This is a genomic window from Sphingomonas sp. CBMAI 2297 (assembly GCF_029870595.1).
Lineage (GTDB): Bacteria > Pseudomonadota > Alphaproteobacteria > Sphingomonadales > Sphingomonadaceae > Sphingomonas.
Window position 1 is genome coordinate 86,170 of sequence record NZ_JAPDIR010000009.1, and the last position, 26,010, is coordinate 112,179.

The following is a 26,010-nucleotide window of genomic DNA, read 5'->3' on the forward strand; positions in this document are numbered from 1 at the left end:
GCAATGGGGAAGGCACCGCCTTCCCCATTTTCGTTTCGGGCTGGCAATAGATGCCACCGATCCGGATGGATTGTTTGCCCTGTCCTTACGACGCCTTACGCCGCATAGCTCCTTTCGATCACAAGGTTACAGGCTGCGCCGTTGCGATCCGATCTCGACCTGGCCCGGCCGGGCCTATAGCTTCGCGGCACCTTCCATCAGCGCGAGGTATCGGCATGTCCACATTGTCCGTGCAGGTTGCCCCCTTCAATCCCGGTGAAGTGCATGTGCGCGTCTGGGTATATACTTCGCCAGGGCCGAGCTTCGAATGGAACGGTACCGCAACGACGGGTAGCCCGATCAGCGAGAGCTGGGACGATCTCGAGCCCGGGCACTATGCCGTCACGATCTCCTGGACCGAAGGCTATCAGAACATCGCCTCGGGCATTGCCGGCAACCAGATCGTCTACAACGGCAATTATCTCTATTATCAGGTCCTTGGCAGCCCGGCGGACGGCAATGGGGTGTCCGCGGTCTTCGGGCTGGTGATCTGACGCGCCAACCCTGACCGAATCGTGCCGCGGCCGCGGCTCCGCTCTCGGCTTCGCCGAAGACCGCATTGCGCGCCACGCATCGCGGCCGGGCCGCGGGAAAGGCTCCACTGGAGTTGGTGCCCGGATCGACTACGCCTTCCACATGCCCAACCAGCAACTGGGAAAGTGGACGGATCGACCGGCGCGCCTAGGGAGCCGCCCGGTACTTGCGGATACTATCGCGACGCCGCCGGACTTGCTTGCCGCGCCTTCGCTCATTTCGATCGGAACGGCGCGGGAACGATCCATTTATCCACAGTAAATTCGCGATTTACCTTGTCTTTACGTGCTTCGGTATAACCCCGAGTTGCAAAACCTGCCCGTCGGCATGGGGCCGTCAGGAGATGTGGGGGCTTATGCCGTTTGATTCCGTACAAGTTGCGCGATTGGGCGGTGCCTGGGGCTCGATGGGGGCGCTCATCGCCTCCGATGGCAGCGCCAACCACCCCTATCTGCAGCGCCTCGCCCGCAACGAGGAGCCGTTGCGCGACCTGTCGGACGCGGTGCATCATATCTGCCTGCTCCATGGCCGCCACCCGGGCGTGATCGACCATGCGCTCGGCCACGCCCGCCTCGGCATCGAGCGCGACTGGCTGGAGGCCGCCGCCGACGCCTTTGTGATCGAGCGCGCCTTTCTCGTCCGCATCGTCGCGGCCGCGGGCCCGATGCCCAGCACGCCGGGCCATGCCGAGACGGAAGCCGCCACCGCCGCGCAGCGCCATGCGATGGACATGCTCGCCCAGTCGGATCGCGCGGGCTGCGCCACCGGCGCGGCGATCGCGCTGGCGATGGACTGGGCGGTGATCCGCGAGGCGCTGGACGCCGCCGGCGAGCGCCTGGGCCTGACCCCGCCCCCCTCGCAGCTGCCGCTGGCCGAGGAGACGGTGACCGTGGTCGACACGCTCGTTCGCGAAGGCGTGCTCGAGCGCGCGATGCTGTTCGGCGCGCAGCAGCTCTTCGCCCAGCATCGCGGCCTATGGGACCTGCTCGAGGCCCGCGCCTCGGCCCGCGACCGGCAGTAACGACACCGACCTTGCGCGCGGCGGCTCCGGGCCCTTGCGCGAGGCGGCTTCGGCCCTCTAAGCCATGGCCATGCGCTTCGAAGGCACCCAAAGCTATGTCGCGACCGAGGACCTGAAGGTCGCGGTCAACGCCGCCGTCACGTTGCGGCGCCCCCTGCTCGTCAAGGGCGAACCCGGCACGGGCAAGACCGTGCTCGCCTATGAGATCGCCAAGGCGGTGGACGCCCCGCTGATCGAGTGGAACGTCAAGTCCACCACCAAGGCGCAGCAGGGCCTGTACGAATATGACGCGGTCGCCCGCCTGCGCGACGGCCAGCTCGGCGATCCGCGCGTCCACGAGATCGCCAACTATATCCGCAAGGGCAAGTTGTGGGAGGCGTTCACCGCGCCCAGGCTGCCGGTGCTGCTGATCGACGAGATCGACAAGGCCGATATCGAGTTCCCGAACGACCTGCTCCAGGAACTCGACCGGATGGAGTTCCACGTCTACGAGACGCGGGAAACCGTCCGCGCCGCCGAGCGCCCGATCGTGGTGATCACGTCGAACAACGAGAAGGACCTGCCCGACGCGTTCCTGCGCCGCTGCTTCTTCCACTATATCAAGTTCCCGGACCGCGAGACGATGCAGGCCATTGTCGACGTGCATTTCCCCGGCATCCAGAAGATCCTGGTCTCCAAGGCGATGGATATCTTCTACGAGATCCGCGAGGTCCCGGGCCTGAAGAAGAAGCCCAGCACCAGCGAGCTGCTCGACTGGCTGAAGCTGCTCCTCCACGAGGAGATGCCGCTCGACGTGCTGCAGAACAAGGACCCGACCAAGGCGATCCCGCCGCTCCACGGCGCGCTGCTCAAGAACGAGCAGGACGTGATGCTGTTCGAGCGGCTCGCCTTCATGGCGCGGCGCCAGCAGGGCAAGGGCTGATGCCCTATACCGGAAGCTGCGCCTGTGGCGCCGTGACCGCCACGATCGGCGGCGAGCCGGTGGCGGTGCGCCAATGCTGGTGCCGCCAGTGCCAGCGCCTCGCCGCCGGATCGGCCACCACCAACGCGATGTTCGCGACCGCCGACCTGGTCGTCCGCGGCGAACTGGCGAGCACCAGCTATGTCGCCGAGAGCGGCAACACCCTGACCCAGAGCTTCTGCGGGGCCTGCGGTACGCCGGTGATGGGCCAGTCCTCGGCCCGCCCGCAGTTCCGCACGCTGCGCCTGGGCTTTCTCGACGATGCGCAGGGACTTGCGCCGACCGTCGCGATCTGGACCGACGAGGCCCCCGCCTGGGCTCGCATCGATCCGGCGCTGGAGACCTTCCCGCGCCAGCCTCCGGCGCCCGCGCCCAAGGCCTGATTTACCCGGTCTGGGCACCTGGCCCGCGAAAAGTCACGATAGCTGGCTCTTGCGAATTGTGACTTTCCGGCAGGAAATTTACCCAGATTAGGTTGATAGCCCAAACAAGTATTTGATTTTCTACCGTCATCCCGGCCTTGCGCCGGGATCCCGCTTCTTCCTGCGCCAGCGAGACAGCGGAACCCTGGCGCAAGGCCGGGGTGACGAAGGAAGAATATGAGTCCCCGACCTGGCTACTATCCCGAAACGCGGTCGCGCAACGAGGCGATAGGCGCATGGCGACGATGAGAAAGAGCGCCGACAGTTTCTCAGGCGAAGTCCAACATTGGAAGCAACTTTGGCGGCCTCGCGGGAACGGGGTTAACCGCTTCTAAACCAGCCCGGGTTACGGACCGCTTGGGGGGGACCTTGTATGGGTCCCGAGTATGTGTCCGCGTATCGCGTTTCCCGTGCTGCTCGCCGCCGCGCTCTCCGCCGCGGCGCCTGCCGGCGCGCAATCCCTTCTCGATTATGTCGGCGAATGCGTGCCGTTCGCGCGTGCCGCTTCCGGCATCCAGATCTATGGCGATGCCTGGACCTGGTGGGATCAGGCCGAGGGCCGCTACCAGCGCGGCCGCGTGCCCAGGGTCGGCGCCGTCCTCGCCTTCTCGAAGAGCGCGCGCCTGCCGCTCGGCCATGTCGCCGTGGTCAGCCGGATCGTCGAGAAGCGCGTGCTGATGATCACCCATGCCAACTGGTCGCGCTTCGAGGGTGAGCGCGGCCATGCCGAACAGGACGTGACGCTGTTCGACGTGTCGGAGCGCGGCGACTGGAGCCTGGTCAAGGTCTGGTATCGCGACCGCGACGGGCTGGGCAGCTCGGTCTACCCGGCGCACGGCTTCATCTACGGCACGCCGGATCGCAACGCCCCCGCCACGGTGCGCAAGGCCCGCCCCTCGGCCGAACTGACCGCCAGGCAGCCCGACTATGTCGGCTCGCTGATCGACGCCTATGCGTCGCGTTGAGCTTGCCGGGAGCGGAGCGGCAAGGCATCTAGCGGGGCATGACCGGGGGGGATCTGCGCGCGAATCGGCGCTGGTGGTGGGCGATCTGCGCGATCGCTTTTGCGGGCCTGGCGCTGCGCTTCGTCTGTTCGCTGGGCGACCTGTGGTTCGACGAGGCCTGGTCCGCGTCGCAGGCGCGCGATGCGCTGACGCCGATCGGCGTGTTCATCGGCATCAATCACGACAATAACCACCATATCAACTCGCTCTGGATGCAGATGGTCGGCTTCGGCGCCTGGCCGCCGCTGGTCCGCCTGCTCTCGATCCTGAGCAGCAGCGCGGCGATCCTGGTCGCCGCGAAGATCGCCGAGCCGCGCGGCCGCGCCACCATGGTGGTGACTGCCCTGCTCTTCGCCTTCTCGCCGATGCTGGTGACGATGGGATCGGAAGCGCGCGGCTATGCCGGCATGTCGCTGGCGATGCTGATCGCGATCCTGTTCATCGATCGCTGGCTGGCGGGCGACCTCAGCTATCGCCGCCCGACCACCTTCGCGCTCTGCTTCTTCCTCGGCGCCTTCTCCCAGCTCACCATGATCTTCGCGGCCGTCGCCCTGGTCGGCTGGCCGTCCTTCGTGCTGTGGAAGCGCAACGGCTTCCGGGCGGCCGCCATCGAGATATTCCGGACCTTCTGGCTGCCGGTGCTGGTGCTGGCGGGGGTGCTGGGCTTTGTGCTCGCCGCCGGCCATTTCGCCGGCACCGGCTTCCGCTTCGGGCGCTATGATCCGTTCGACTTCATGATGTACCTGAACGGCACCACCACGGCGATCGGCTACACGATCGGCGTGCCCTGGAAGGATATCTGGCCGATCGTGCTGGTGCTGGTCCTGCTGGTCCTGGCGCCGCGCTGGGGCGGCTCGCGCATGGCGCTGTACCGGCTGGCGATCTTCGCCTTCCCCTTCCTGCTCGCGGTGCTGCACGCCGGCAATGTCGGCCATGCCCGCTACTACATGCCCGCCCTGCTGCCGCTGCTGCTGATGCTGGGCGAGATGATCGGCTTCGGGCTGGACAGGCCGGACTGGCGGCGGATCGCGGCGGGCATCGGCCTGGCCGCGATGCTCGGCGGCAGCCTGTGGTGCGACTATGTGCTGGCGGTGGACCAGCGCGGCGATCCGGGCGGCCCGGTGCGCGAGATGATGGCGCGCGCGCCAGAAGGCACGACGATGCTGCTCGATCGCGACACCGGCCAGGCGGCCACCGACGTCGCCGCCGCGCGCCGGAAGTACAAGCTCAAGGTGATATTGGGCCGCTGCGACCCGCAGGCGCGCTTCCTGCTGGTCGACCGTTTCCTGGGCGAGGCGTTTCCGCCGGATGCCGACCGCTGCGGCGGCCATTTCGCGCTGATCGCCCAGCATCGGATGCGCAGCCTTTCGGGCACCAACTGGAACCTGTACGAACGGCGCAGCCAACCCTAGGGGCAGCGGATGTTCTTCTCCTTCCTCGACGAGCTGCGAGCCGCCGGCATACCGGCCAGCCTGAAGGAGCATCTCGTGCTCCTGGAAGCGCTGGACCGCGACGTGATCGAGCGGACGCCCGAGGCCTTCTACTATCTTGCCCGTGCCACCTTCGTGAAGGACGAAGGGCTGCTCGACCGGTTCGACCAGGTTTTCGCCAAGGTCTTCAAGGGCATCGCCACCAGCTATGGCGTCGCCCCCGCCGCCGTCCCCGAGGAATGGCTGCGCGCGATCGCGGAGAAGTTCCTGTCGCCCGAGGAGATGGCGAAGATCCAGTCGCTCGGCTCCTGGGAAGAGATCATGGAGACGCTGAAGCAGCGGCTCGAGGAGCAGCAGGGCCGGCACGAGGGCGGCAACAAGTGGATCGGCACGGGCGGCACCTCCCCGTACGGCAATGGCGGCTACAATCCCGAAGGCGTGCGCATCGGCGGCGAGAGCAGGCACAAGCGCGCGCTCAAGGTGTGGGAGGGTCGCGAGTTCCGCAACCTCGACAGCACCCGCGAGCTCGGCACCCGCAACATCAAGGTGGCGCTGCGCCGCCTGCGCCGCTTCGCCCGCGAGGGCGCCGCCGACGAGCTCGACATCGATGCGACGATCGAAGGCACCGCGAAGCAGGGCTGGCTCGACGTGCACATGCGGCCCGAGCGGCACAATGCGGTGAAGCTGCTGCTCTTCCTCGATGTCGGCGGATCGATGGACCCGTTCATCAAGCTGTGCGAGGAGCTGTTCTCCGCGGCGACCAGCGAGTTCAAGAACCTGGAGTTCTTCTATTTCCACAACTGCCTGTACGAAGGCGTGTGGAAGGACAATCGCCGCCGCTTCCAGGAGCGCACGCCCACCTGGGACATCCTCCACAAATATGGGCACGACTATAAGCTGGTCTTTGTCGGCGATGCCTCGATGAGCGCATACGAGATCACCCATCCGGGCGGCTCGGTCGAGCATTTCAACGAGGAGGCCGGCGCCGTCTGGATGCAGCGCGCGCTGAACACCTATCCCGCCGCGGTGTGGCTCAACCCGATCCCGCGCGAGCAATGGGGCTATACCCAGTCGGTGAAGATCCTGCGCGAGCTGCTGGGCGACCGCATGTACCCCCTCACCCTGGCCGGGCTCGACGAGGCGATGCGCGAGCTCAGCCGCAAGCGCTGACGACCGTCCGGCTCATTCCCTTTCCGTACGCGCCTTCGAATCCTTCACGATCTGGCGCGAGATCGTGCTCATCTGCGTCACCGACGTGCCGTTCGGGCGCACCTTGTAGAGCCCGGTGAGGAAGCCGCGATCGATGCCGGTCATCGCGGGCGGCGGCGCGACCTGGGCATCGAACAGCGTGAGGATCGTGTCCGCCTCCACGCCCTGGCGCGGCGGGCGGGCCCCGGCCAGGGTGCGCATCGCGACATAGTCCGAGATCTGGGTCAGCGTCTTGCCGAGCAGGGCATTCGCGTCGAGGACCATGATCGACTGGAGCACGGCCTGCCGGGTCTGGAGATCGACGATCGACGCGCCATAGACCCGCAGCGTTGGCGGGCCGTCGGCCTCGGTCTGGCGCGGCGCCTGGCCGTTCTCGTTGCGTACCTCCACCGTGCTCCACACATGCACGGGGCCGTCGCGCATCGCCCGGCTCATCTCCTCGGTGCTGACGCCCCGGAACAGGCCTCCGAAACGCTTGCGGAGCTTCTTGACCACCGCATCGGCATCGTCGGCGACCATCACCACCAGGTTGGGCTGGCACTTGCCCGCGTCCGCCGCCTCGATCCCCGCCTGCCGGGCATCCGCGCGAATGCGATCCTCGACGATCGAGGCATATTGCCGCGGCAGGCCGAGCACGAACGGGCAGACCGGATCGACGAAGCGGGCGAGCTGCCCCTCGGTGCTGGTCACTACCTGGCGGACGAACTTGCGAGCCTCGCGCGGCGGAACCCCCTTCTGCCCGCGGACCACGATGCCGGGATCGTCGGCGGGCCTGTCCTGCGCCTGCGCCGTGCCGGCGGCGGCGGCGATCGCCAGGGCGAAACCGATCAGGACCATGCGCACCATATTCACTCCCAATCCACTCCCGTCCAACCCGGCGTGCTATCAATTTACCACACCGCTGCCCCGCCGGTGAAGCCCGCTAGCGCTGCCTGCCCGTCACCATCGCGCGCGAGATCCGATAGGCATGGTCCCCGCCCTGTGCATAGGGATCCCGCAGCCGGTAGAGGCCGGCGAGCAGGCCCAGGTCCATGTCGGTGATCTCGGCCGGCGGCGGTGCCACGGCGGGATCGAAGAGCGACAGGATCGAAGCGGCGGCGATCGACCCCTTGGCGGGCGGCCGCGCGCCCACCAAAGTGCGCATCGCGGCATAATCGGCGATCTGGCGCACCGATTTGCCCTGCGCGGCCCGCTTGTCCATCACGATCACCGAATTGATCGTGACCGTCTGGGTCTCGCTCTCGAAGATCGTCGGGAAATCGGGGTCCTCGTCCCCGGTGGCGATGTTGCCCCTGTCGTCGCGCGTCACGATCAGCCGCCAGGCATGGATCGGCCCTGCCGTGAACGCGTCGCGCAGCGCGCCTTCGTCCAGATTGGCGAAGGCCGCGTTGCGGCGCTTGCGCATCGTCTCGATCAGCGCATCGGCATTGTCGGCGAACACGATCATCAGGTTCGGCTGGCATTTCGCCTTGGCGAAGCGGACCGAGCTGGCCGTGGCGACGATGCGGAAACGCTCCTCGATCGGCGCCCGGAACCGCTCCGGCAAGCCTAGGACGAGCGGGCAGACCGGATCGACGAAGCGGGCCAGCTGGCCGCTGTCGCTCTCGAGGACCTCATGCAGATAGCGCCGGGCCTTCCGGATCGGCTCGGGCCCCTTGCCGGTGACGACGATGCCGCCGTCCTGCGGGGCGTGGGCGACGTTCGGAGTCGCTTCCTGCCCATGAGCGGCCGGCACGGCGGCGAAGGACCACAGGAAAAGTGAAGCCAGGCAGTGGCGCATGCGCATGTCGATCCCTCTCGCTGATCGGGACCCCGCATGCGCCGTCTTCTCAGAGTCGGTCGACCGCCCGATGGAGACGCCGGAGTATCGCGCCGTCATGCGCCTGTCCATTGGCCGCCTCGGTGGCGAGCGCCATCAGCCGGACCGCGCCGAAACTGGCCGAAAGGCCCTTGAGACGCAGCGCCGCCGCCGCCCAGCCATCGGGGCTCTCGGCGGTCTTCATCGTCTCGAGGCACCGCTGCACCCCATCGTGAAAGGCTTCGCGCAGCTCGGCGATCAGCGCGGGCTCGTCGCCCACCGCCGCCGCCAGCGTCGCATCGATTGCACCCGGATCGTACGCCATGATCCGTCCCTAGCCGCATATCGTTAATAGCGCGTTTCCATGCCGCTGTTGGTACGACGCCGAAATGTGGTAAATGCGCGTCATGATTGGGGGAAAACCTGCCGAACCGCTGCCCGCGAACGAAGACGCGGAGGAGCTGGTCCTGTCCGAAACCGTGGCACCCGCGCGGATCGCGCCGGCGCCCGCCGCCGATGAAGCGATCGAGGAAGCGGAGGAGGCCGACGAAGCGCCCCGCCGCACCGCCCGGATCCTGCCCGCGCTCGCGATCCTCGCGGTGCTGGGCTGGTTCGGCGCGATGGGCTGGCTGCTGCGCGGCACCTTCGCCGCGCCGATGGCGCCCGCCGGGCTCGTCCAGCTGATCGCCGCGCTCTGCGTTCCCCCGGTCCTGGTCGGCATCCTCTATCTCCTCGCCCTGCGCACGAGCCGCGCCGAGGCCCAGCGCTTCGGCGCCAGCGCCCGCGCGATGCGCGCCGAGGCGGCCAGCCTCGAGCGGGTCGTCGCCACGCTCTCGCGCAAGATCGAGGAGAATCGCGCCGCTCTTGCCGAACAGACCAACATCCTGATCGCCATGGGCGAGCGCGCTTCCGAGAAGCTGGAGAGCGCCGCCGGCAGCGCCGCGCAGCACGCCCGCTCGATCGACGCCAGCACGCGCCATCTGGGCGAATCCGCCGCCGATGCCGAGCACCGCGTCGCCGTCGTCCTCGCCTCGCTGCCCAAGGCGCATGAGGAGATGCGCGGCCTGTCCGACCGGGTCGACGCCGCCGGGCTGCTCGCCGGCGAGCGGGCCGCCGCCCTCGACACCCAGCTTTCCGCGCTTGCCGAGCGCGGCCGCGAGGCCGACCAGATCGCCGGCGGCGCCGCCGACCGGCTCGCCGCACACATCGCCCGCATGGAAGCGACCAGCCAGACCGCCAGCGCCCGGCTCGAAAAGGTCACCGGCGAGATGTCGACTCAGGTCGATGCCGTGCTCGATCGTGCCGCCAATGCCGTGGACGAGGCGCGCAAGGGCATCGCCACCCAGGGCGAGGCGATCCTCGCGATGCTTTCCGCCAACCAGGCCGCGCTCGACCGCGCGGGCCGCGACAGCGCCGAGGCGATGGGCGCGCGCATGGCCGCCATCGAGGAAGCGATCGGTCGCATCGGCAGCCGCCTCGCCGAGGAGCAGGGCCGCGGCGACATGCTGTTCGAGGGGCTGGCGTCGGGCGTCGACAGGCTCGACCGCGCGATGGGGGACCTGCATGCGGCCGGCACCGAGCGCACCGGCAGCCTGGCCGCGTCGATGAGCGCGCTGCACGGCTCAGTCTCAGCGATGACCGTGGCGCTCGACACCGGCGACGAGACGGCGCGCCGGGTGATCGGCACTTCCGAGGATCTGCTCACCGCGCTCGACGCTTCGGCCCGCGAGATCGACGAGACCCTGCCCGAGGCGCTCGCCCGGCTCGATGCCCGGATCAATGCGAGCCGCCAGGTGGTCGCCGCTTCCAAGCCCGAGCTGCTCGCGCTGGTCACTGCCGCCGAGAGTACGCACGACGCGATCGAGGCCATTGCCGATGTGGTCGGCCAGCAGCGCGACACGCTGGCCAAGACCCAGGCTTCCCTGCTCGAGACGCTGGCCACCGGCGGCGAGCAGGCCGAGCAGCTGGGCGCGATGGTCGACGAGACGATCGCCACCACGCGCCGCTTCGCCGAGAGCGCCGCGCCGCAGCTGGTCGAGGCGCTGGTGAGCGTCCGCGAGACCTCCAGCGCCGCCGCCAGCCATGCCCGCGAAACTTTGTCGAGCATCGTGCCGCATGCCGAGCGCGCGATCGAGGAAGCCGCGGGCGATGCGCTGCGCCGGGCGATCGATGTCGCGATCCGCCGCCAGCTCGCCGACCTCGCCGAGACGACCGAGGCCGCCATGGTCGCGGCCACACGCGCTTCCGAACGACTCACCCAGCAGATGGTGGCGCTCGCCGACACCACTGCCCAGGTCGAGGCGCGGATCGCCGAAGGGCGCAAGGAGCGCGAGGATTCGGACAGCGACAATTTCGCCCGCCGCGTCTCGCTGCTGATCGAGGCGCTCAATTCGGCCTCGATCGACATCACCAAGGCCTTCTCGGCCGATGTGACCGACAGCGCCTGGTCGGCCTATCTGAAGGGCGATCGCGGCGTCTTCACTCGCCGTGCCGTGCGCCTGCTCGATCCCTCCGAGACGCGCGACATCCACCGGCTCTATGAGGACGACGCGGATTTCCGCGACAACGTCAATCGCTACATCCATGATTTCGAGGCGATGCTCCGCCAGATCCTGGCGCTGCGCGACGGATCGCCGATGGGGGTGACCCTGCTCTCGTCGGACATGGGCAAGCTCTATGTCGCGCTCGCCCAGGCGATCGAGCGGCTGCGGACCTAGGATCGGCCGGGCATGCTCGCGCTCGACGATCCGCGCCGGAGAGAATTGCAGCATGCCTATGGCGATGCCGGCGATATTCCGGTGCCGCTGCGGGCACTGGCCGCATCGCCGCGGCCCAGGGGCGGCCCGGGCGGTTCGCGCGCCGAGCCCTGGTTCGGCCTGTGGTCGGCGCTGTGCCATCAGGGCGATGTCTATGCGGCTTCCTATGCCGCGCTCCCGCATGTCGTGGAGATCGCACGCACGGCCATGGGCCCGGTCGATTTCTCCTGCTTTCAGCTGCCCGCGGCGATCGAGGTCGCGCGTCGCACCGGGCGCGGGCCCGAGATTCCGCCGGAACTCGCCGATGCCTATCACGTGGCGATCGCGCAGTTGATGGAAGCGGTCAGCCTTCACCGCGACGATCCCTGGGACGAGGACCTGCTGCTGTCGGCCGCCGCAGCGCAGGCCGTGGCCAAGGGCCACATCGCGGCGGCGGAGGCGCTGCTCAACCTCGATGCCGACTGGATCGGCAAGATCAACCGCGGCGAGTTCGACTAGGCCGTAGACTCATAGAAGCGGCCCGTCGGCAAACGCCCCAAGTGCGGACGTTACGGTTTGTCGAACTCAGCTTCGTATAGGCGAAGAAGCTCCGTCATTGTGAGTTCCGCGTCTGCTGGACTCGGCGCACGATACCCGCTCTTTTCGACCACAGCGCGCGCCGCAGTATCGCCGGTTCGCGCCGCCTCGATGCCCTCGGCCAAAGTCATCCGAAAATCATTATCTAGATCGGGATAGGCCCGCCCTAAATCTGCCATTTCCGCCGCGGCCGCTTCCAACGTCTCTTGGCGGACATAAGCGCCAAAAATCTGCTGAAGCCGCTCGCTCAGATTTGTATCCATAAACATCCCTTAGGCGCGAAACTCTGGTCGCGCTACGACCGCTTCCCACCCAAGACCGGCCGATTAATCGGATATACCGAAAGCTGTCGTTTATGGGTTCACACCCTAAGGGCGAGACTGCATCAGCGAATCCTTCATCCCCCGCACCGCGCTGCGGGAGCCGCTACGAAGCGTTCCCCGGCTGCACATGCGCCCACCAGTCGAGCATGTCGGTGGTGACCCAGCCATTGATGTAGTTGAGATAGAAGATCGCGAAGAGGATCGTCGCCACGATCGTGGTGCGGAACGCGATCCGCCTCGCGTTGAACTCGTGCGGCGCGCTCGGCGCCTGGCCGGGGACCAGCGCCACCCCCGCCTCCTCGCTCGTCTTCACGCCGAACGGCAGGACGAGGAACACCGAGAAGGCCCAGAACAGGAAATAGATGGCGAGCGCGGATTTCCAGGGCATGGCGCGGTAATAGGGCCCTGGAAGCGCGAGCGAAAGCCATCATCGTCGCCGGGAGGCGATCAGGCCTCGATGATCAGCACGTCGACGATCGGCTTCTTGCCGGTGTAGCGGAAGGCGGCGCGGCGCACCGCCAGGCGCACGGCCTCGCGCAGCTTCTCGATATCGCCCCGCCCTTCCTTCTTCACCGCTTCCGCGGCGGCCTCGCCGGCCTCGGCGATGAAGTCCTCGCGGTCTTCCTCCACCGGCACGCCCTGGAGGCGGATCTGCGGCTCGCCGAGCAGCCGGCCCTGGCGGATCGCCACCGCGGCGCTGATCTGGCCGTGGAAGGAGATGCGGCGGCGCTCGTTGATCGTGGTGCCGTCCGCCGGCAGGATGATGTCGCCGTCGAGCACGAGCCGGCCTGCCGGCGCCTGGCCCACGCGCTCGGGGCCGTCCGGGGCGAGCCGCCAGATCTCGCCATTCACCTGGTTGATTGCCCTGGGCACGCCCAGCGACAGCGCGAAGCGCGACTGCTCGTGCATGTGGCGGACTTCGCCGTGCACGGGCAGGATGATCTCGGGCCGGATCCACTTGTACATCTCGGCCAGCTCGGGGCGCCCGGGATGGCCGGAGACATGGATGAATGCCTGGCGATCGGTGATGATGTCGACGCCGGCGGCGGCCAGCGTGTTCATGATGCGGCCGATCGCGATCTCGTTGCCGGGGATCTGGCGCGAGGAGAAGACGACCAGATCACCCTCGGTGAGCTTGAGCGGATGCGAGCCCTCGGCGATGCGGTTGAGCGCGGCGCGCGGCTCGCCCTGCCCGCCCGTGGCGACGATCAGCACCTTGTCGCGCGGCATCGTCATCGCCGTGTCGAAATCGACCGTCTCGGGAAAGTCGCGCAGATAGCCGGTCTGTTTGGCGACGCGCAGGATGCGATCGAGCGAGCGCCCGGCGACGCACAGCGCCCGGCCCGTGTCCTGCGCCACTTCGCCCAGCGTCTGGAGGCGCGCGGCGTTGGAGGCGAAGGTGGTGACCAGCACCCGGCCCTTCGCGGCGCCGATCACTTCGTCCAGCCCCTTGCGGACATCCCCCTCCGAACCCGAGGCTTCGGGATTGAAGACATTGGTGCTGTCGCAGACCAGCGCGAGCACGCCCTTGTCCCCGATCGCGGTCAGCTCCTCCGCGGTCGAGGCGCCGCCCAGCGCGGGCGCGTCGTCCAGCTTCCAGTCGCCGGTGTGGAAGACCCGGCCATGGGGCGTCTCTATGAGGACGGCATTGCCCTCGGGGATCGAATGGGCGAGCGGGGTATAGGTGATGCGGAACGGCCCGAGATTGAACGGCCCCTCCTCGTCGACGACGTTGAGCTCGACCTTCTCCTCGATGCCTTCCTCTTCGAGCTTGCCGCGGATCAGGCCGGCAGTGAACGGCGTGGCATAGAGCGGCACGCCGAGATCGGCGGCGAGATAGGGCAGCGCGCCGATATGATCCTCATGGCCGTGCGTGAGGACGATGCCGAGCAGGTCGTCGATCCGCTCCTCGATGAACTGCAGGTCGGGCAGGATCACGTCGATCCCCGGATAATCGGGGCTGCCGAAGGTGATGCCGCAATCGACCATCAGCCATTTGCCCTGGCAGCCATAGAGATTGACGTTCATGCCGATCTCGCCGGAGCCGCCCAGCGCGAGGAAGAGGAGTTCGTTTTCTGGAGTCACGATGATCCTATGCTCTGTTCGTCGTCCCGGCGGAAGCCGGGATCTGAGGCGGCAAACGCACCGCCGGCGGCACGTGACCCCGGCCTCCCGCCGGGATGACGGCTATCTGCTGGCGCGTTCCCACAGCATCGCCAGCCCCTGGATGGTGAGATCCGCCTCGAGCGCATCGAACACATCCGTATGCTTCTCGAACAGCACCGCGAGACCGCCGGTGGCGATCACCTTCACGGGGCGACCGATCTCGGCCTTCATCCGCGCGACCAGCCCCTCGATCATCGCGACATAGCCCCAATAGATGCCGATATGCATCTGGTCCACCGTGTTGCGGCCGATCACGCTGGCGCTTTGCGGCGCGGTGATCGCGATGCGCGGCAGCTTGGCCGCGGCGGTGACCAGCGCATCCAGCGACAGGTTGATGCCGGGCGCGATGATCCCGCCCTTATAGGCGCCGCGATAATCGACCAGCTCGAACGTGGTGGCGGTGCCGAAATCGATGATGATCAGGTCGCCGGGATGGCGGGCATGGCCGGCGATCATGTTGAGCGCGCGGTCCGCGCCCAGGCCCTGCGGCTCCTCCACGTCGAGCGGGAAGCCCCATTCGGCCTTGCCCTGCCCGGCGATCACCGCCTCGGTCTTGAAATATTTGCTGCTGAGCACCTGCAGATTGTGCAGCGCGCGGGGCACCACCGTGCCGATGATCACGCCGGAGACGTCGGCGCGGTCATAGCCTTCCAGACTGAGCAGCTGGCTGAGCCACACCGCATATTCGTCGGCCGTGCGCCGCGGATCGGTGGCGATCCGCCAGCGCGCGCGAACCTCGCCGCCTTCGAGCAGGGCGAAGACGACATTGGTGTTGCCGGCATCGATCGCGAGCAGCATGGCGGGGCCTCTCAGAGCAGGAACACGTCTGCGGCGTGAATGACATGGCTGGTGCCGTCGGCCAAGCGCAGGATGAGCGCGCCTTCGCCGTCGAGCCCGCCGAACAGCCCGTCCATGCTGGTGCCGTCGGCGAGCCGGGCGGTCAGCGCGGTGTCGATCGGGTGCGCCCGCGCGAGCCAGCGCTCGCGGACCGGCGCGATTCCTTCCCGCCAGCGCGAGACCCAGCGGGCGAAGCTCTCCGCCAGCGTCTCCGCGAAGAGCTGCGGATCGGGGGCAACGCCGTGCGCGGCCAGGCTGGTGGCCTTGCGGTCGATATCCTCCGGGTGATGCGCCAGGTTGACGCCGAAGCCCAGGATCACGGCGTCCCCTACCCGCTCGAGCAGGATGCCGGAGAGCTTGGCGCCGTCGATAAGGACATCGTTGGGCCATTTCAGCATCGGCTGGCCGGGGGCCGGACCGGCAGTCCGGAACGCCGGGACCGGGCTCGGGCCACCGCCGGGGAACAGGAAGGTCGAGACCGTCTCTTCCAGCGCCACCGCGGCCACGAGCGCCAGCGTCGCGGGCGCCGGCTCCCCGAGGCGCGTCCGCACCAGCGTGGACACATAGAGGTTGCCGGGCGGCGACTGCCACGCGCGACCCTGACGGCCCTTGCCCGCGCGCTGCCGCTCGGCCCGCAGCCACAGGCCTTCGCTCGCCCCGCTGCGGGCGAGCTCGGCCATGTCGGCATTGGTCGATCCCGTCTCCGCGACGGTCCGGACCGTCGCGGTCAGAACAGCGCCTTCGCGGCGACGCCGGTCCAGATCTCGAGATAGCCGAGCAGCGGCCAGCCCAGCGGCGAGATCACCGCGGCGGCAACCGTCAGCAGCACGCCCTCGACCGGGTCGGTGCGGCCGCCAAAGGCGGGCGCCGGCTCGTCGAAATACATCACCTTGATGATGCGGAGGTAATAATAAGCGCCGATCGTCGAGGCGGCGGCGGCCACCGCGGCGAAGACATAGAGGCCCGCATGCACCGCCGCCAGGAACACCTGCAGCTTGGCGAAGAAGCCGAGCAGCGGCGGGATACCGGCCAGGCTGAACATGAAGATCGCCAGCGCCACGGCGAGGCCGGGCCGCGTGCGCGACATGCCGGCCAGGCTCGAGATCGTCTCGACCGGGCGACCCTCATGATCGCGCATCTGCAGCACCACCAGGAAGCTGCCCAGCGTCATCACCACATAGATCGCGACATAATAGAGCACGCTCGACACGCCCGCCTCGCCACCGGCGGCGAGGCCGACCAGCGCGAAGCCGACATTGGCGATCGACGAATAGGCGAGCAGCCGCTTGATATTCTCCTGGCGGATCGCGGCGACCGAACCGAAGATGATCGAGGCGAGTGCCGCGAAGACCACGATCTGGCGCCAGTCGGCGATCGCCGGGCCCATCGCGTCGATCGCCACGCGCGTGGCGAGCGCGATCGCGGCCACCTTCGGCGCCGAGGCGAAGAAGGCGGTCACCGGGGTCGGCGCGCCCTCATAGACGTCCGGCGTCCACATATGGAACGGCACGGCCGACATCTTGAAGGCCAGGCCCGAGAAGACGAACACCAGGCCGAACAGCAGCCCGATCTTCTGGTCGCCCGAGGCATAGGCGTCGGCGATGCCCGAGAAGAGCGTCGTGCCCGAGAAGCCATAGACCAGCGAGATGCCGTAGAGCAGGATGCCCGAGGCCAACGCGCCGAGGACGAAATACTTCAGGCCCGCTTCGGCCGAGCGCGTGTCGCGCCGCATGAAGCTGGCGAGAATATAGGCCGAGAGGCTCTGCAGCTCGAGGCCGACATAGAGGCTCATCAGGTCGCCCGCGGAGACCATCATGCCCATGCCCGTCACCGCGAGCAGGATCAGCACCGGATATTCCGGGCGCAGATCGTCGCCCGAGGTCTGCTGGAAGAAGCGCGGCGCGATCAGGATCGAGACGCCGGCGGCCAGGAAGATCAGCGCCTTGGCGAAGGCGGCGAACATGTCCGGGCGATAGAGGCCGCCAAAGGCCTCGCCGCCGGCCGAAGCCGGGCCGGCCAGGGCGATGCCGGCGCCGATCAGCACCGCGATCGCGGCCCAGCTGACCAACCTGGTCGACTGAGCGCCGCCCCATGCGGCGACGAGCAGGAGGAGGATCGCGCCCAGGGCGAGCACGAGCTCGGGCAGCGCCATCATCAGTTGCAGCGAATAGTTCATCAGTGCGCCTCCCCGTGCGCAACAGGGGCAGCGGCGTGGGATGCGCCATGTTCAGCGGCGGCGGGCGCGGGCCTGCCGGCGGTCGGAGCCGAGTCACCGGCGGGCGCGGCGCGCTCGATCCGGGCGACCAGCTTCTGCACGTCGCCGCGCATCGGCTTCATGAAGCTCTCCGGATAGACGCCCATCCAGAGCGTCACCGCGGCCAGCGCGCCGAGCATCGCGAACTCGCGCAGGTCGAGATCCGGCATCGCCTTCACATCGTCCTTGGTCAGGTCGCCAAAGGCCACCCGGCGATACAGGTACAGCATATATGCCGCGCCCAGGATGATGCCGGTGGTGCCGAGCAGCGCATAGAGCGTCGAGACCTGGTACAGGCCGGCAAGGCTCAGGAACTCGCCGATGAAGTTGCTGGTGCCCGGCAGGCCGACCGAGGCCATGGTGAACAGCAGGAACAGCACCGCGTAGCGCGGCATGTTGATCGCCAGGCCGCCATAGCGGTCGATCTCGCGCGTGTGCAGGCGGTCGTAGATCACGCCGACGCAGAGGAAGAGCGCGCCCGAGACCACGCCGTGGCCGAGCATCACCATCATCGCGCCCTCGATGCCCTGCGCGTTGAACGCGAACAGGCCGAAGGTAACGATCGCCATGTGCGCCACCGACGAATAGGCGATCAGCTTCTTCATGTCGCTCTGCACCAGCGCGACGAGCGAGGTGTAGATCACCGCGACGGCCGACAGGGCGAAGACCAGCCAGATGAACTGGGCGGACGCCTCCGGGAACATCGGCAGCGAGAAGCGCAGGAAGCCATAGCCGCCGAGCTTCAGCAGCACGCCCGCCAGGATCACCGAACCCGCGGTCGGCGCCTGCACGTGCGCGTCGGGAAGCCAGGTATGGACCGGCCACATCGGCATCTTCACCGCGAACGAGGCGAAGAAGGCCAGCCATAGCCATGTCTGTATCTGCGGCGGGAAGTCGTGCTGCATCAGCGCCGGGATCGACGTCGTGCCCGTGGTCAGGATCATGTAGATGATCGCGATCAGCATCAGCAGCGAGCCGAGCAGCGTGTACAGGAAGAACTTGTACGACGCGTAGATGCGGTTGGCGCCGCCCCAGATGCCGATGATCAGGAACATCGGGATCAGGCCGCCTTCGAAGAAGACGTAGAACAGCATCAGGTCCTGCGCCGCGAAGGTGCCGATCATCAGCACTTCGGTGGCGAGGAACGCGGCCATATATTCGGGCACGCGCTTCTCGATCGAGAGCCAGCTCGCCCCGATGCAGACCGGCATCAGGAAGACCGAGAGGGCGATCAGCAGCAGCGCGAAGCCGTCGATGCCCAGCGCCCAGGCGAACTCGGCGCCGCCGATGCCGAACAGGCGGACATGCTCGACGAACTGCCACTGGGCAGCGCCGTCGCCGCTCTGGAAATTGGCCCAGAGCAGGATGCCGAGCGCCAGGTCGACAAAGGTGGCGGCAAGCGCCAGCCAGCGCGCCGATTGGGCGTTGAGGAACAGGCAGGCGACCGCGGCGAACGCGGGCACCGCCAGCATGACGGTGAGGATCGGGAAGCCGCTCATCGCGCGATCACCCAGGTCAGCGCGGCAGTGAGGCCGATCAGCATGATGAAGGCATAGGCGTAGACATATCCGGATTGCAGCCGGGCAGCGCCGAAGCTGCCGAGCTGGACGACCTTGGCGGCACCGTTCGGGCCGAACCGGTCGATCGTGGCTTCGTCACCCTGCTTCCAGAACAGGCGGCCGATCGCGAAGGCGGGGCGCACGAACAGGAAGTTGTAGAGCTCGTCGAAATACCATTTGTTGAGCGAGAAGAGGTAGAGCGGGCGGAACGCCTCGGCGAACTTCGCGGGGAAGCCCGGCGACACGATGTACGCGCCATAGGCAATGGCCAGGCCGCTCAGCATCGCGATCGTCGCGCTGAGCTTCACCCACACCGGCACCTCGTGCATCGCGTGCATCAGATGCTCGTTGAAGGCGATGGCGCCGCGCCAATAGCTCTCGCCTGCGCTCGGCTCGATGAACGCGCCGTGGAAGACGAAGCCGGCAAAGATCGCGCCCAGCGTGAGCAGCACCAGCGGGATCAGCATCACCACCGGGCTCTCGTGCGGATGATAGCCCGCCGTGCCCTCGGCATGATGGCCGTGCAGGATCTCGTCCGCGGTCGGCGCGTGGTCGCTGACTTCCGCCTCGCTGTCATGATGCTCGTCATGGCCATGGCCGTGATGATCATGGACGGCGTGCTGGATATGCTCCGAGCCCGCCCAGCGCGGCTTGCCGTAGAAGGTGAGGAACACCAGGCGCCAGCTGTAGAAGCTGGTGAGCAGCGCCACGAGCACGCCGACCCAGAAGGCGCTGGTCTGCCCCGCGGCATAGCTCGCCTCGATGATCGCGTCCTTCGAGTGGAAGCCAGCAAAGCCGAAGGCGACCGGATTGCCGAACAGCGCGGGGATGCCCACGCCGGTGATCGCCAGCGTGCCGAACAGCATCGTCCAGAAGGTGACCGGGATGTGCTTACGCAGGCCGCCATAGAAGCGCATGTCCTGCTCATGGTGCATCGCATGGATCACCGAGCCGGCACCCAGGAACAGCAGCGCCTTGAAGAAGGCGTGCGTGAACAGGTGGAACATCGCCGCACCATAGGCGCCGACACCGGCGGCGAAGAACATGTAGCCGAGCTGCGAGCAGGTCGAATAGGCGATCACGCGCTTGATGTCGGTCTGCGTCGTGCCGACGGTGGCGGCGAAGAAGCAGGTCGCGGCGCCGACAAAGGTCACCACGCCGAGCGCGACGGCGCTCTGCTCGAACATCGGCGACATGCGGCACACCATGAACACGCCGGCGGTCACCATGGTCGCGGCGTGGATCAGCGCCGACACCGGGGTCGGGCCTTCCATCGCGTCCGGAAGCCAGGTGTGCAGACCAAGCTGCGCCGACTTGCCCATCGCGCCGACGAACAGCAGCAGGCAGAGCACCGTCATCGTGTCGAAACGGTGGCCGAGAAAGCCGATGGTCGAGCCGTGCATGTTCGGCGCGGCGGCGAGGATCGTCGGAATGTCGATCGTGCCGAACACCAGGAAGGTGCCGAAGATACCGAGCATGAAGCCCAGGTCGCCGACCCGGTTGACCACGAACGCCTTGATCGCGGCGGCGTTGGCGCTCGGCTTGCGGAACCAGAAGCCGATCAGCAGGTAGGAGGCGAGGCCCACGCCTTCCCAGCCGAAGAACATCTGGACCAGGTTGTTGGCCGTCACGAGCATCAGCATCGCGAAGGTGAAGAGCGACAGATAGGCGAAGAAGCGCGGCTGGTCCGGCTCCTCGCTCATATAGCCCCAGCTATAGAGGTGGACGAGCGCCGAGACGCTGGTCACCACCACGAGCATCACCGCGGTCAGGCTGTCGACGCGCAGCGCCCAGTCGACCTGCATCGAGCCGCTGGTCATCCAGGTAAAGACAGGCTCGACCCATCCTCCGCCCGGGATCGCATTGGCATCGAATATCATCGTTCCGGAACCGAAATTACCGGTCAGGAACTGGAGGAAGATCGGCCAGCTGAGCCCGCAGGCAAGGAACAGCGAACCCGTGGTGATCACCTTGGGGAACGTGTTGCCGAAGGACTTGTTCGAAAGCCCGGCCACGGCTGCCGCGAGCAGCGGCAGGAATACGATGAAATGGATCGACGACATCAGAAGAACCTCGTCCCCCCGGCGAACGCCGGGGCCTCAGGCGAGAGCGCGGGACAGGAGCCGCACGAGATCCCGGCTGTCGCCGGGATGACGGAATTGGGCACGCGCATCACCCCTTCATCCGATTGACGTCTTCGACCGAGATCGTGCCGCGGCCGCGGAAGTAGATAACGAGAATGGCGAGACCGATCGCGGCCTCGCCGGCAGCGACGGTGAGCACGAACATCGCGAAGACCTGGCCGACCAGGTCGCCGAGCGCGTTCGAGAACGCCACCAGGTTGAGGTTCACGGACAGCAGGATCAGCTCGATCGCCATCAGGATGACGATCAGGTTCTTGCGGTTCATGAAGATGCCGAGCACGCCGAGCGTGAACAGGATCGCGCTGACGACGAGATAATGGAAGAGACCGATCACAGCTCGACCCCCTGCCCCACGGGATGGTTCACGTTGCGGGTCGCGTCCTTGGCGCGGCGTTGGACCTGGCGGCTGATCTTCTGCGGCTTGACGTCGGTGCGCGGACGCAGCGTCAGCACGATCGCGCCGATCATCGCGACGAGCAGCACCAGGCCGGCGCCCTCGAACACGAACAGGTAGCGGGAATAGAGAAGCTGGCCGATCGCCTCGATATTGGGCACCTTGGCATCGACGGGCGCGACCCGACGGCCGAGTTGCAGCGCGCCGGCGCTATAGGCACCGGCGGCAATCAGTATCTCGGCGACCAGTGCAATGGCGAGCGCAAACCCAACGGCCGCGTACTTCATCACGCCGGCGCGCAACTCCGCGAAGTCGATGTTGAGCATCATCACCACGAACAGGAACAGCACGGCGACGGCACCGACATAGACGATGACGAGCAGCATCGCGATGAACTCGGCATGGGCGAGCACCATCAGCCCGGCGGCGTTGAAGAACGCCAGGATGAGCCACAGGACGGAATGGACCGGGTTGCGCGACAGGATCGTCATGAGGCCGGAGGCACACACGACGAACGCAAACAGGTAAAAGGCGAGGATCTGGATCACGGAATCGAACAGCCCCTGTAGATTGGCGTGCGCTTAACGGTACGGTGCATCGGCGGCAAGGTTCGCGGCGATCGCGCGCTCCCAGCGATCGCCGTTCTCGAGCAGCTTCTCCTTCTGGTAGATCAGCTCCTCGCGGCTCTCGGTGGCGAACTCGAAGTTCGGCCCCTCGACGATGGCATCGACCGGGCAGGCCTCCTGGCACAGGCCGCAATAGATGCACTTGGTCATGTCGATGTCGTAGCGCGTGGTGCGGCGGCTGCCGTCTTCGCGCGGCTCGGCCTCGATCGTGATCGCCAGCGCCGGGCACACCGCCTCGCACAGCTTGCACGCGATGCAACGCTCTTCGCCATTGGGATAGCGGCGCAGCGCATGCTCGCCGCGGAAGCGGGGCGAGATCGGGTTCTTCTCGTACGGATAGTTGATCGTCGCCTTGGGCTTGAAGAAATACTTCAAGGTCAGCGCGTGCGCCTTGACGAATTCCCAGAGAGTCCAGGTGCGGATGAAATGGGCGACGTTCACTTAGTCGTCTCCGGAAGCAAAATGGGGGGACCGCACTCAAGGTTTTCTGATGCGGTCCTATGATTCATTACGAGTGCCGCCTCCGGTGGTTCTTCCCCCACCGCGCGGAAAGTCAACTCACCCTTATAGCTGGCGCCCCGGTATACGCCCTCAACGACAACAACCGTCGTTCGAACGTCACCGGCCAGCCGCTGATCAGCGTAGCGGACCGGATCGGTAAGTTCGAAACTCCGGGGGGCGCCCATCCCCTGGGGCATAACTACGCGAAGGACGCCCCTACCCTTGTTCACGCTGAACCGCATCAAGCGTACATCGGCGCTAGTCGCAGCACCCTTGTCTTTGCACAGAAAGAACACGGGCTGGTTGTATGTCACCTGCTCTGCGCCGAAACGTGTCGTAGCTTCCTGGGGCAAGGGCATGAAAATCGCCAAGGCGAGCATCAGCATCATACCGGCAGCCCCACCCGCTGGATCATCAGCCAGCCCGAGACCAGGAAGACGAACAGCAGCGACAGCGGCAGGAAGATCTTCCAGCCCAGGCGCATCAGCTGGTCGTAGCGGTACCTGGGCACCGTGGCCTTCACCCAGCTGAAGCAGAAGAAGAAGAAGCACATCTTGGCGAGCAGCCAGATGATGCCCGGCACATAATAGAGCGGCGCCCAGTCCAACGGCGGCAGGTAGCCGCCCCAGAAGAGGGTGGCGTTCAGCGCGCACATCAGGATGACGTTGGCATATTCGCCCAGCCAGTAGAGCGCGAAGGCCATCGACGAATATTCGGTCTGATAGCCCGCGACGAGCTCGCTCTCGGCCTCGGTCAGGTCGAACGGCGCGCGCTGCGTCTCGGCCAGCGACGAGATGAAGAACACCACCGCCATCGGGAAGAGCAGCGGGTTGGCGAAATAGCCGTTGACCCAGCCGAAGATCGCCGAGCCCCGCTGCGCCTCGACGATGCCGCCGACATTGAAGGTGCCGGCCCACAGCACGACCGAGATCAGCACGAAGCCGATCGAGACTTCATAGCTCACCATCTGCGCCGCGGCGCGGATTGCCGAGTAGAACGGGTATTTCGAGTTGGACGCCCAGCCCGCGAGGATGATGCCATAGACGCCGAGCGACGAGGCCGCGAGCACGTAAAGCAGGCCGACATTGATGTTCGACAGCACCACCCCGGCCTGGAACGGCACCACCGCCCACACGATGAGCGCCACCGTGAAGGTGATGATCGGCGCGAGCAGGAACAGCGTCTTGTTGGCGCCCGACGGAATGATCGTTTCCTGCAGGAAGACCTTCAGGCCGTCCGCGAAGGACTGGAGCAGGCCGAGCGGGCCGACCACGTTCGGGCCGCGGCGCAGCGCCATCGCCGCCCAGATCTTGCGGTCGACATAGATGATCATCGCCACGGCGAGCATCAGCGGCAGCGCGATGACCAGGATGCCGACGATCGTCGCCACGAACCACGCCCATTCGAAGGGCAGGCCGAGCCATTGGAAAAACGGAGTCATTCTGCGGCCTCTGCGAAGTCTTCGCCGTGGATCAGCTCGGCCGAGCAGCGCTGCATCGTCGGCGACGCACGGCAAATGGCGTTGGTGAGATAGAAGTCGGCGATCGGATAGCCGAGCTCGCCCTTGGCCTTGGCGGCCAGCTTGGGCGGCGAGAAGTCATAGCCGGCCAGGCCTTCGCGGCCCAGCGCCGGCACGTCGCCCGCCATCTCGGCGCGCAGCTGCTCGAAATTGTCGAACGGCAGCGTGTGGCCGAGGCGATCGGAGAGCGCGCGCAGGATCGTCCAGTCCTCGCGGGCGTCGCCGGGGGCGAACACCGCGCGGTCGGCGCGCTGCACCCGGCCTTCCAGGTTCACATACGTGCCCGGCTTCTCGGCATAGGTCGCGCCCGGCAGGATCACGTCCGCATGATGCGCGCCCTGGTCGCCGTGATGGCCGATATAGACCTTGAAGCTGTCCTTGAAGCTCTCGAAATTCACTTCGTCGGCGCCGAGGAAGAAAGTGAGCTTGGGCGCGGCGGCGACGATGTCGGCGATGCCGCCCTTCCGGGCATAGCCGAGCATCAGCCCGCCCATGCGCGCGGCAGCGGTGTGGACGACATTGAAGCCGTTCCAGGCGCCTTCCGTTTCGGTAGCGGGGCGCTGGAAAGCCTGGGCCATCGCCAGCGTGGCGCCCTGCCCTTCCTTGAGCGCGCCCGGGCCGACGATCAGCACCGGCTTCTTCGCCGCGTCGATCGCCTCGGCCGCATTGTCGGGCAGCTTGCCGAGGATCGACAGGTCGTTGCCCAGCCACTCGACCTTGTAGGTCAGGTCGGTCTCGGGCCCGATCGCGAAGACCTTGGCGCCCTTCTTGATCGCCTTGCGGACGCGGGTGTTGATCAGCGGCGCCTCGAAGCGGAGGTTCGAGCCGACCAGCAGGATCGCGTCGGCATCCTCGACGCCGGCGATCGTGGTGTTGAACGCCACCGAACCGAGGTTCGACACGTCATAGGCCAGGCCGGTCTGGCGGCCTTCGAGCAGATCCGAACCAAGCGCCTTCACCAGCGCCTTGGCCGCGTACATCGTCTCGCAGTCGACCAGGTCGCCGGCGATCGCCGCGACGCTCGAGCCGGCGCCCTTGGCCGCCGCGGCAATCGCGTCAAACGCTTCGTCCCAGCTCGCTTCGACCAGCTTGCCGCCCTTGCGGACATAGGGCTTGTCGAGACGGCGGCGGACCAGCGCATCGACATGGTAGCGGGTCTTGTCGTGCGCCCACTCTTCATTCACGTCTTCGTTGATCCGCGGAAGCACGCGCATCACCTGGCGGCCGCGGCTGTCGAGGCGGATATTGGTGCCGACCGCGTCCATCACGTCGATCGACAGGTTCTTCTTCAGCTCCCACGAGCGATATTCGAAGGCCACCGGCTTGTGGGTCAGCGCGCCCACCGGGCAAAGGTCGACGGCGTTGCCCGAAAGCTCGCTCTTGAACGCCTTTTCCAGATAAGTGGTGATCTGCATGTTCTCGCCGCGATAGATCGCGCCGATATCCTCCACGCCGGCCACTTCCTCGCCGAAGCGGACGCAGCGGGTGCACTGGATGCAGCGGGTCATGATCGTCTTGATGATCGGACCCATGTATTTCTCGGTCACCGCGCGCTTGTTCTCGGTGTAGCGCGAGTGGCCGCGACCATAGGCGATCGACTGGTCCTGCAGGTCGCACTCGCCGCCCTGATCGCAGATCGGGCAATCGAGCGGGTGGTTGATCAGCAGGAATTCCATCACGCCTTCGCGCGCGGCCTTCACCATCGGCGAGTCCGTGCGGATCTCCTGATTGTCGGCGGCGGGCAGCGCGCACGAGGCCTGGGGCTTGGGCGGCCCGGGCTTCACCTCGACCAGGCACATGCGGCAATTGCCGGCGATCGACAGCCGCTCATGATAGCAGAAGCGCGGGATCTCCTTGCCCGCGGCCTCGCAGGCCTGGAGCACGGTGGCGCCCGCGGGCACCTCCACTTCGATTCCGTCGACGGTTAGCTTCGGCAT

At 66.9% G+C, this 26,010-nt stretch carries 25 protein-coding genes; 9 read left to right on the plus strand and 16 right to left on the minus strand.

Annotated features, from left to right (window positions below; translation table 11 throughout):
* The first annotated feature begins 215 nt into the window (after window positions 1–215).
* From OMP43_RS13910 to OMP43_RS13940, 7 genes are all read left to right on the plus strand, one after another.
* The gene (locus OMP43_RS13910; protein ID WP_280280133.1) at window positions 216–533 is read left to right on the plus strand and encodes a hypothetical protein; all 318 of its coding nucleotides are present in this window, start codon (window positions 216–218) and stop codon (window positions 531–533) included.
* 446 nt (window positions 534–979) lie between these two features.
* Window positions 980–1,594 carry a hypothetical protein gene (locus OMP43_RS13915; RefSeq protein WP_280280134.1) on the plus strand — a complete coding sequence of 205 codons (615 nt, stop codon included), beginning with the start codon at window positions 980–982 and terminating at the stop codon, window positions 1,592–1,594.
* A 70-nt stretch (window positions 1,595–1,664) separates the two neighbouring features.
* A complete protein-coding gene (locus tag OMP43_RS13920) occupies window positions 1,665–2,516 on the plus strand; it encodes a MoxR family ATPase (protein WP_280280232.1) in 852 nt (283 codons plus the stop codon).
* Window positions 2,516–2,938: a GFA family protein gene (locus OMP43_RS13925; protein WP_280280135.1), complete on the plus strand. Its 423-nt coding sequence runs from the start codon at window positions 2,516–2,518 to the stop codon at window positions 2,936–2,938. The genes OMP43_RS13920 and OMP43_RS13925 overlap by 1 nt, the downstream gene beginning before the upstream one ends.
* A gap of 425 nt (window positions 2,939–3,363) precedes the next feature.
* Window positions 3,364–3,942 carry a CHAP domain-containing protein gene (locus OMP43_RS13930; RefSeq protein WP_280280136.1) on the plus strand — a complete coding sequence of 193 codons (579 nt, stop codon included), beginning with the start codon at window positions 3,364–3,366 and terminating at the stop codon, window positions 3,940–3,942.
* A gap of 38 nt (window positions 3,943–3,980) precedes the next feature.
* On the plus strand, window positions 3,981–5,393 hold the full coding sequence (locus tag OMP43_RS13935; RefSeq protein WP_280280137.1) for a hypothetical protein: 1,413 nt from the start codon (window positions 3,981–3,983) through the stop codon (window positions 5,391–5,393).
* 9 nt (window positions 5,394–5,402) lie between these two features.
* The gene (locus OMP43_RS13940; RefSeq protein ID WP_280280138.1) at window positions 5,403–6,581 is read left to right on the plus strand and encodes a VWA domain-containing protein; all 1,179 of its coding nucleotides are present in this window, start codon (window positions 5,403–5,405) and stop codon (window positions 6,579–6,581) included.
* A gap of 12 nt (window positions 6,582–6,593) precedes the next feature.
* Here the strand turns inward: OMP43_RS13940 and OMP43_RS13945 are convergent, their stop codons facing one another.
* The 3 genes from OMP43_RS13945 to OMP43_RS13955 form a co-directional block, all read right to left on the minus strand.
* The gene (locus OMP43_RS13945) at window positions 6,594–7,466 is read right to left on the minus strand and encodes a hypothetical protein (protein WP_280280139.1); all 873 of its coding nucleotides are present in this window, start codon (window positions 7,464–7,466) and stop codon (window positions 6,594–6,596) included.
* Between the two features lie 76 nt (window positions 7,467–7,542).
* Window positions 7,543–8,400 carry a hypothetical protein gene (locus OMP43_RS13950; RefSeq protein ID WP_280280140.1) on the minus strand — a complete coding sequence of 286 codons (858 nt, stop codon included), beginning with the start codon at window positions 8,398–8,400 and terminating at the stop codon, window positions 7,543–7,545.
* 49 nt (window positions 8,401–8,449) lie between these two features.
* Complete coding sequence (locus tag OMP43_RS13955) at window positions 8,450–8,743, minus strand: Hpt domain-containing protein (RefSeq protein WP_167298882.1); 294 nt, start codon at window positions 8,741–8,743, stop codon at window positions 8,450–8,452.
* A gap of 73 nt (window positions 8,744–8,816) precedes the next feature.
* Here OMP43_RS13955 and OMP43_RS13960 point away from each other — a divergent pair, with 73 nt between their 5' ends.
* Window positions 8,817–11,135: a hypothetical protein gene (locus tag OMP43_RS13960; protein ID WP_280280141.1), complete on the plus strand. Its 2,319-nt coding sequence runs from the start codon at window positions 8,817–8,819 to the stop codon at window positions 11,133–11,135.
* 12 nt (window positions 11,136–11,147) lie between these two features.
* Window positions 11,148–11,672, plus strand: coding sequence for a hypothetical protein (locus OMP43_RS13965; RefSeq protein ID WP_280280142.1), 525 nt, complete (start codon window positions 11,148–11,150; stop codon window positions 11,670–11,672).
* 50 nt (window positions 11,673–11,722) lie between these two features.
* On the opposite strand, the gene OMP43_RS13970 is transcribed toward OMP43_RS13965, so the two are convergent.
* The 13 genes from OMP43_RS13970 to nuoG all read right to left on the minus strand — a co-directional run bounded on the left by OMP43_RS13970 (window position 11,723) and on the right by nuoG (window position 26,010).
* Window positions 11,723–12,013: a hypothetical protein gene (locus OMP43_RS13970; protein ID WP_280280143.1), complete on the minus strand. Its 291-nt coding sequence runs from the start codon at window positions 12,011–12,013 to the stop codon at window positions 11,723–11,725.
* 163 nt (window positions 12,014–12,176) lie between these two features.
* Window positions 12,177–12,461 (minus strand): DUF1467 family protein, encoded by a 285-nt coding sequence (locus tag OMP43_RS13975; RefSeq protein ID WP_280280144.1) that lies wholly within the window; start codon window positions 12,459–12,461, stop codon window positions 12,177–12,179.
* A 59-nt stretch (window positions 12,462–12,520) separates the two neighbouring features.
* The gene (locus OMP43_RS13980) at window positions 12,521–14,158 is read right to left on the minus strand and encodes a ribonuclease J (RefSeq protein ID WP_280280145.1); all 1,638 of its coding nucleotides are present in this window, start codon (window positions 14,156–14,158) and stop codon (window positions 12,521–12,523) included.
* Window positions 14,159–14,260: 102 nt separating this feature from the next.
* Window positions 14,261–15,037 carry a type III pantothenate kinase gene (locus OMP43_RS13985; protein ID WP_280280146.1) on the minus strand — a complete coding sequence of 259 codons (777 nt, stop codon included), beginning with the start codon at window positions 15,035–15,037 and terminating at the stop codon, window positions 14,261–14,263.
* Window positions 15,038–15,048: 11 nt separating this feature from the next.
* The gene (locus OMP43_RS13990) at window positions 15,049–15,756 is read right to left on the minus strand and encodes a biotin--[acetyl-CoA-carboxylase] ligase (RefSeq protein ID WP_280280147.1); all 708 of its coding nucleotides are present in this window, start codon (window positions 15,754–15,756) and stop codon (window positions 15,049–15,051) included.
* Window positions 15,757–15,803: 47 nt separating this feature from the next.
* Window positions 15,804–17,252 carry an NADH-quinone oxidoreductase subunit NuoN gene (gene nuoN / locus OMP43_RS13995; protein ID WP_280280148.1) on the minus strand — a complete coding sequence of 483 codons (1,449 nt, stop codon included), beginning with the start codon at window positions 17,250–17,252 and terminating at the stop codon, window positions 15,804–15,806.
* Window positions 17,252–18,829, minus strand: coding sequence for an NADH-quinone oxidoreductase subunit M (locus tag OMP43_RS14000; protein WP_280280149.1), 1,578 nt, complete (start codon window positions 18,827–18,829; stop codon window positions 17,252–17,254). The genes nuoN and OMP43_RS14000 overlap by 1 nt, the downstream gene beginning before the upstream one ends.
* On the minus strand, window positions 18,826–20,952 hold the full coding sequence (gene nuoL, locus OMP43_RS14005) for an NADH-quinone oxidoreductase subunit L (RefSeq protein WP_280280150.1): 2,127 nt from the start codon (window positions 20,950–20,952) through the stop codon (window positions 18,826–18,828). The genes OMP43_RS14000 and nuoL overlap by 4 nt, the downstream gene beginning before the upstream one ends.
* A gap of 109 nt (window positions 20,953–21,061) precedes the next feature.
* On the minus strand, window positions 21,062–21,367 hold the full coding sequence (gene nuoK / locus OMP43_RS14010) for an NADH-quinone oxidoreductase subunit NuoK (RefSeq protein WP_280280151.1): 306 nt from the start codon (window positions 21,365–21,367) through the stop codon (window positions 21,062–21,064).
* Window positions 21,364–21,975 carry an NADH-quinone oxidoreductase subunit J gene (locus OMP43_RS14015; protein WP_280280152.1) on the minus strand — a complete coding sequence of 204 codons (612 nt, stop codon included), beginning with the start codon at window positions 21,973–21,975 and terminating at the stop codon, window positions 21,364–21,366. Before OMP43_RS14015 ends, nuoK begins: the two co-directional genes overlap by 4 nt.
* 33 nt (window positions 21,976–22,008) lie before the next feature.
* The gene (gene nuoI, locus OMP43_RS14020; RefSeq protein WP_086129650.1) at window positions 22,009–22,494 is read right to left on the minus strand and encodes an NADH-quinone oxidoreductase subunit NuoI; all 486 of its coding nucleotides are present in this window, start codon (window positions 22,492–22,494) and stop codon (window positions 22,009–22,011) included.
* Window positions 22,495–22,939: 445 nt separating this feature from the next.
* Window positions 22,940–23,995: an NADH-quinone oxidoreductase subunit NuoH gene (nuoH, locus tag OMP43_RS14025; RefSeq protein ID WP_280280153.1), complete on the minus strand. Its 1,056-nt coding sequence runs from the start codon at window positions 23,993–23,995 to the stop codon at window positions 22,940–22,942.
* Complete coding sequence (gene nuoG / locus OMP43_RS14030; protein WP_280280154.1) at window positions 23,992–26,010, minus strand: NADH-quinone oxidoreductase subunit NuoG; 2,019 nt, start codon at window positions 26,008–26,010, stop codon at window positions 23,992–23,994. Before nuoG ends, nuoH begins: the two co-directional genes overlap by 4 nt.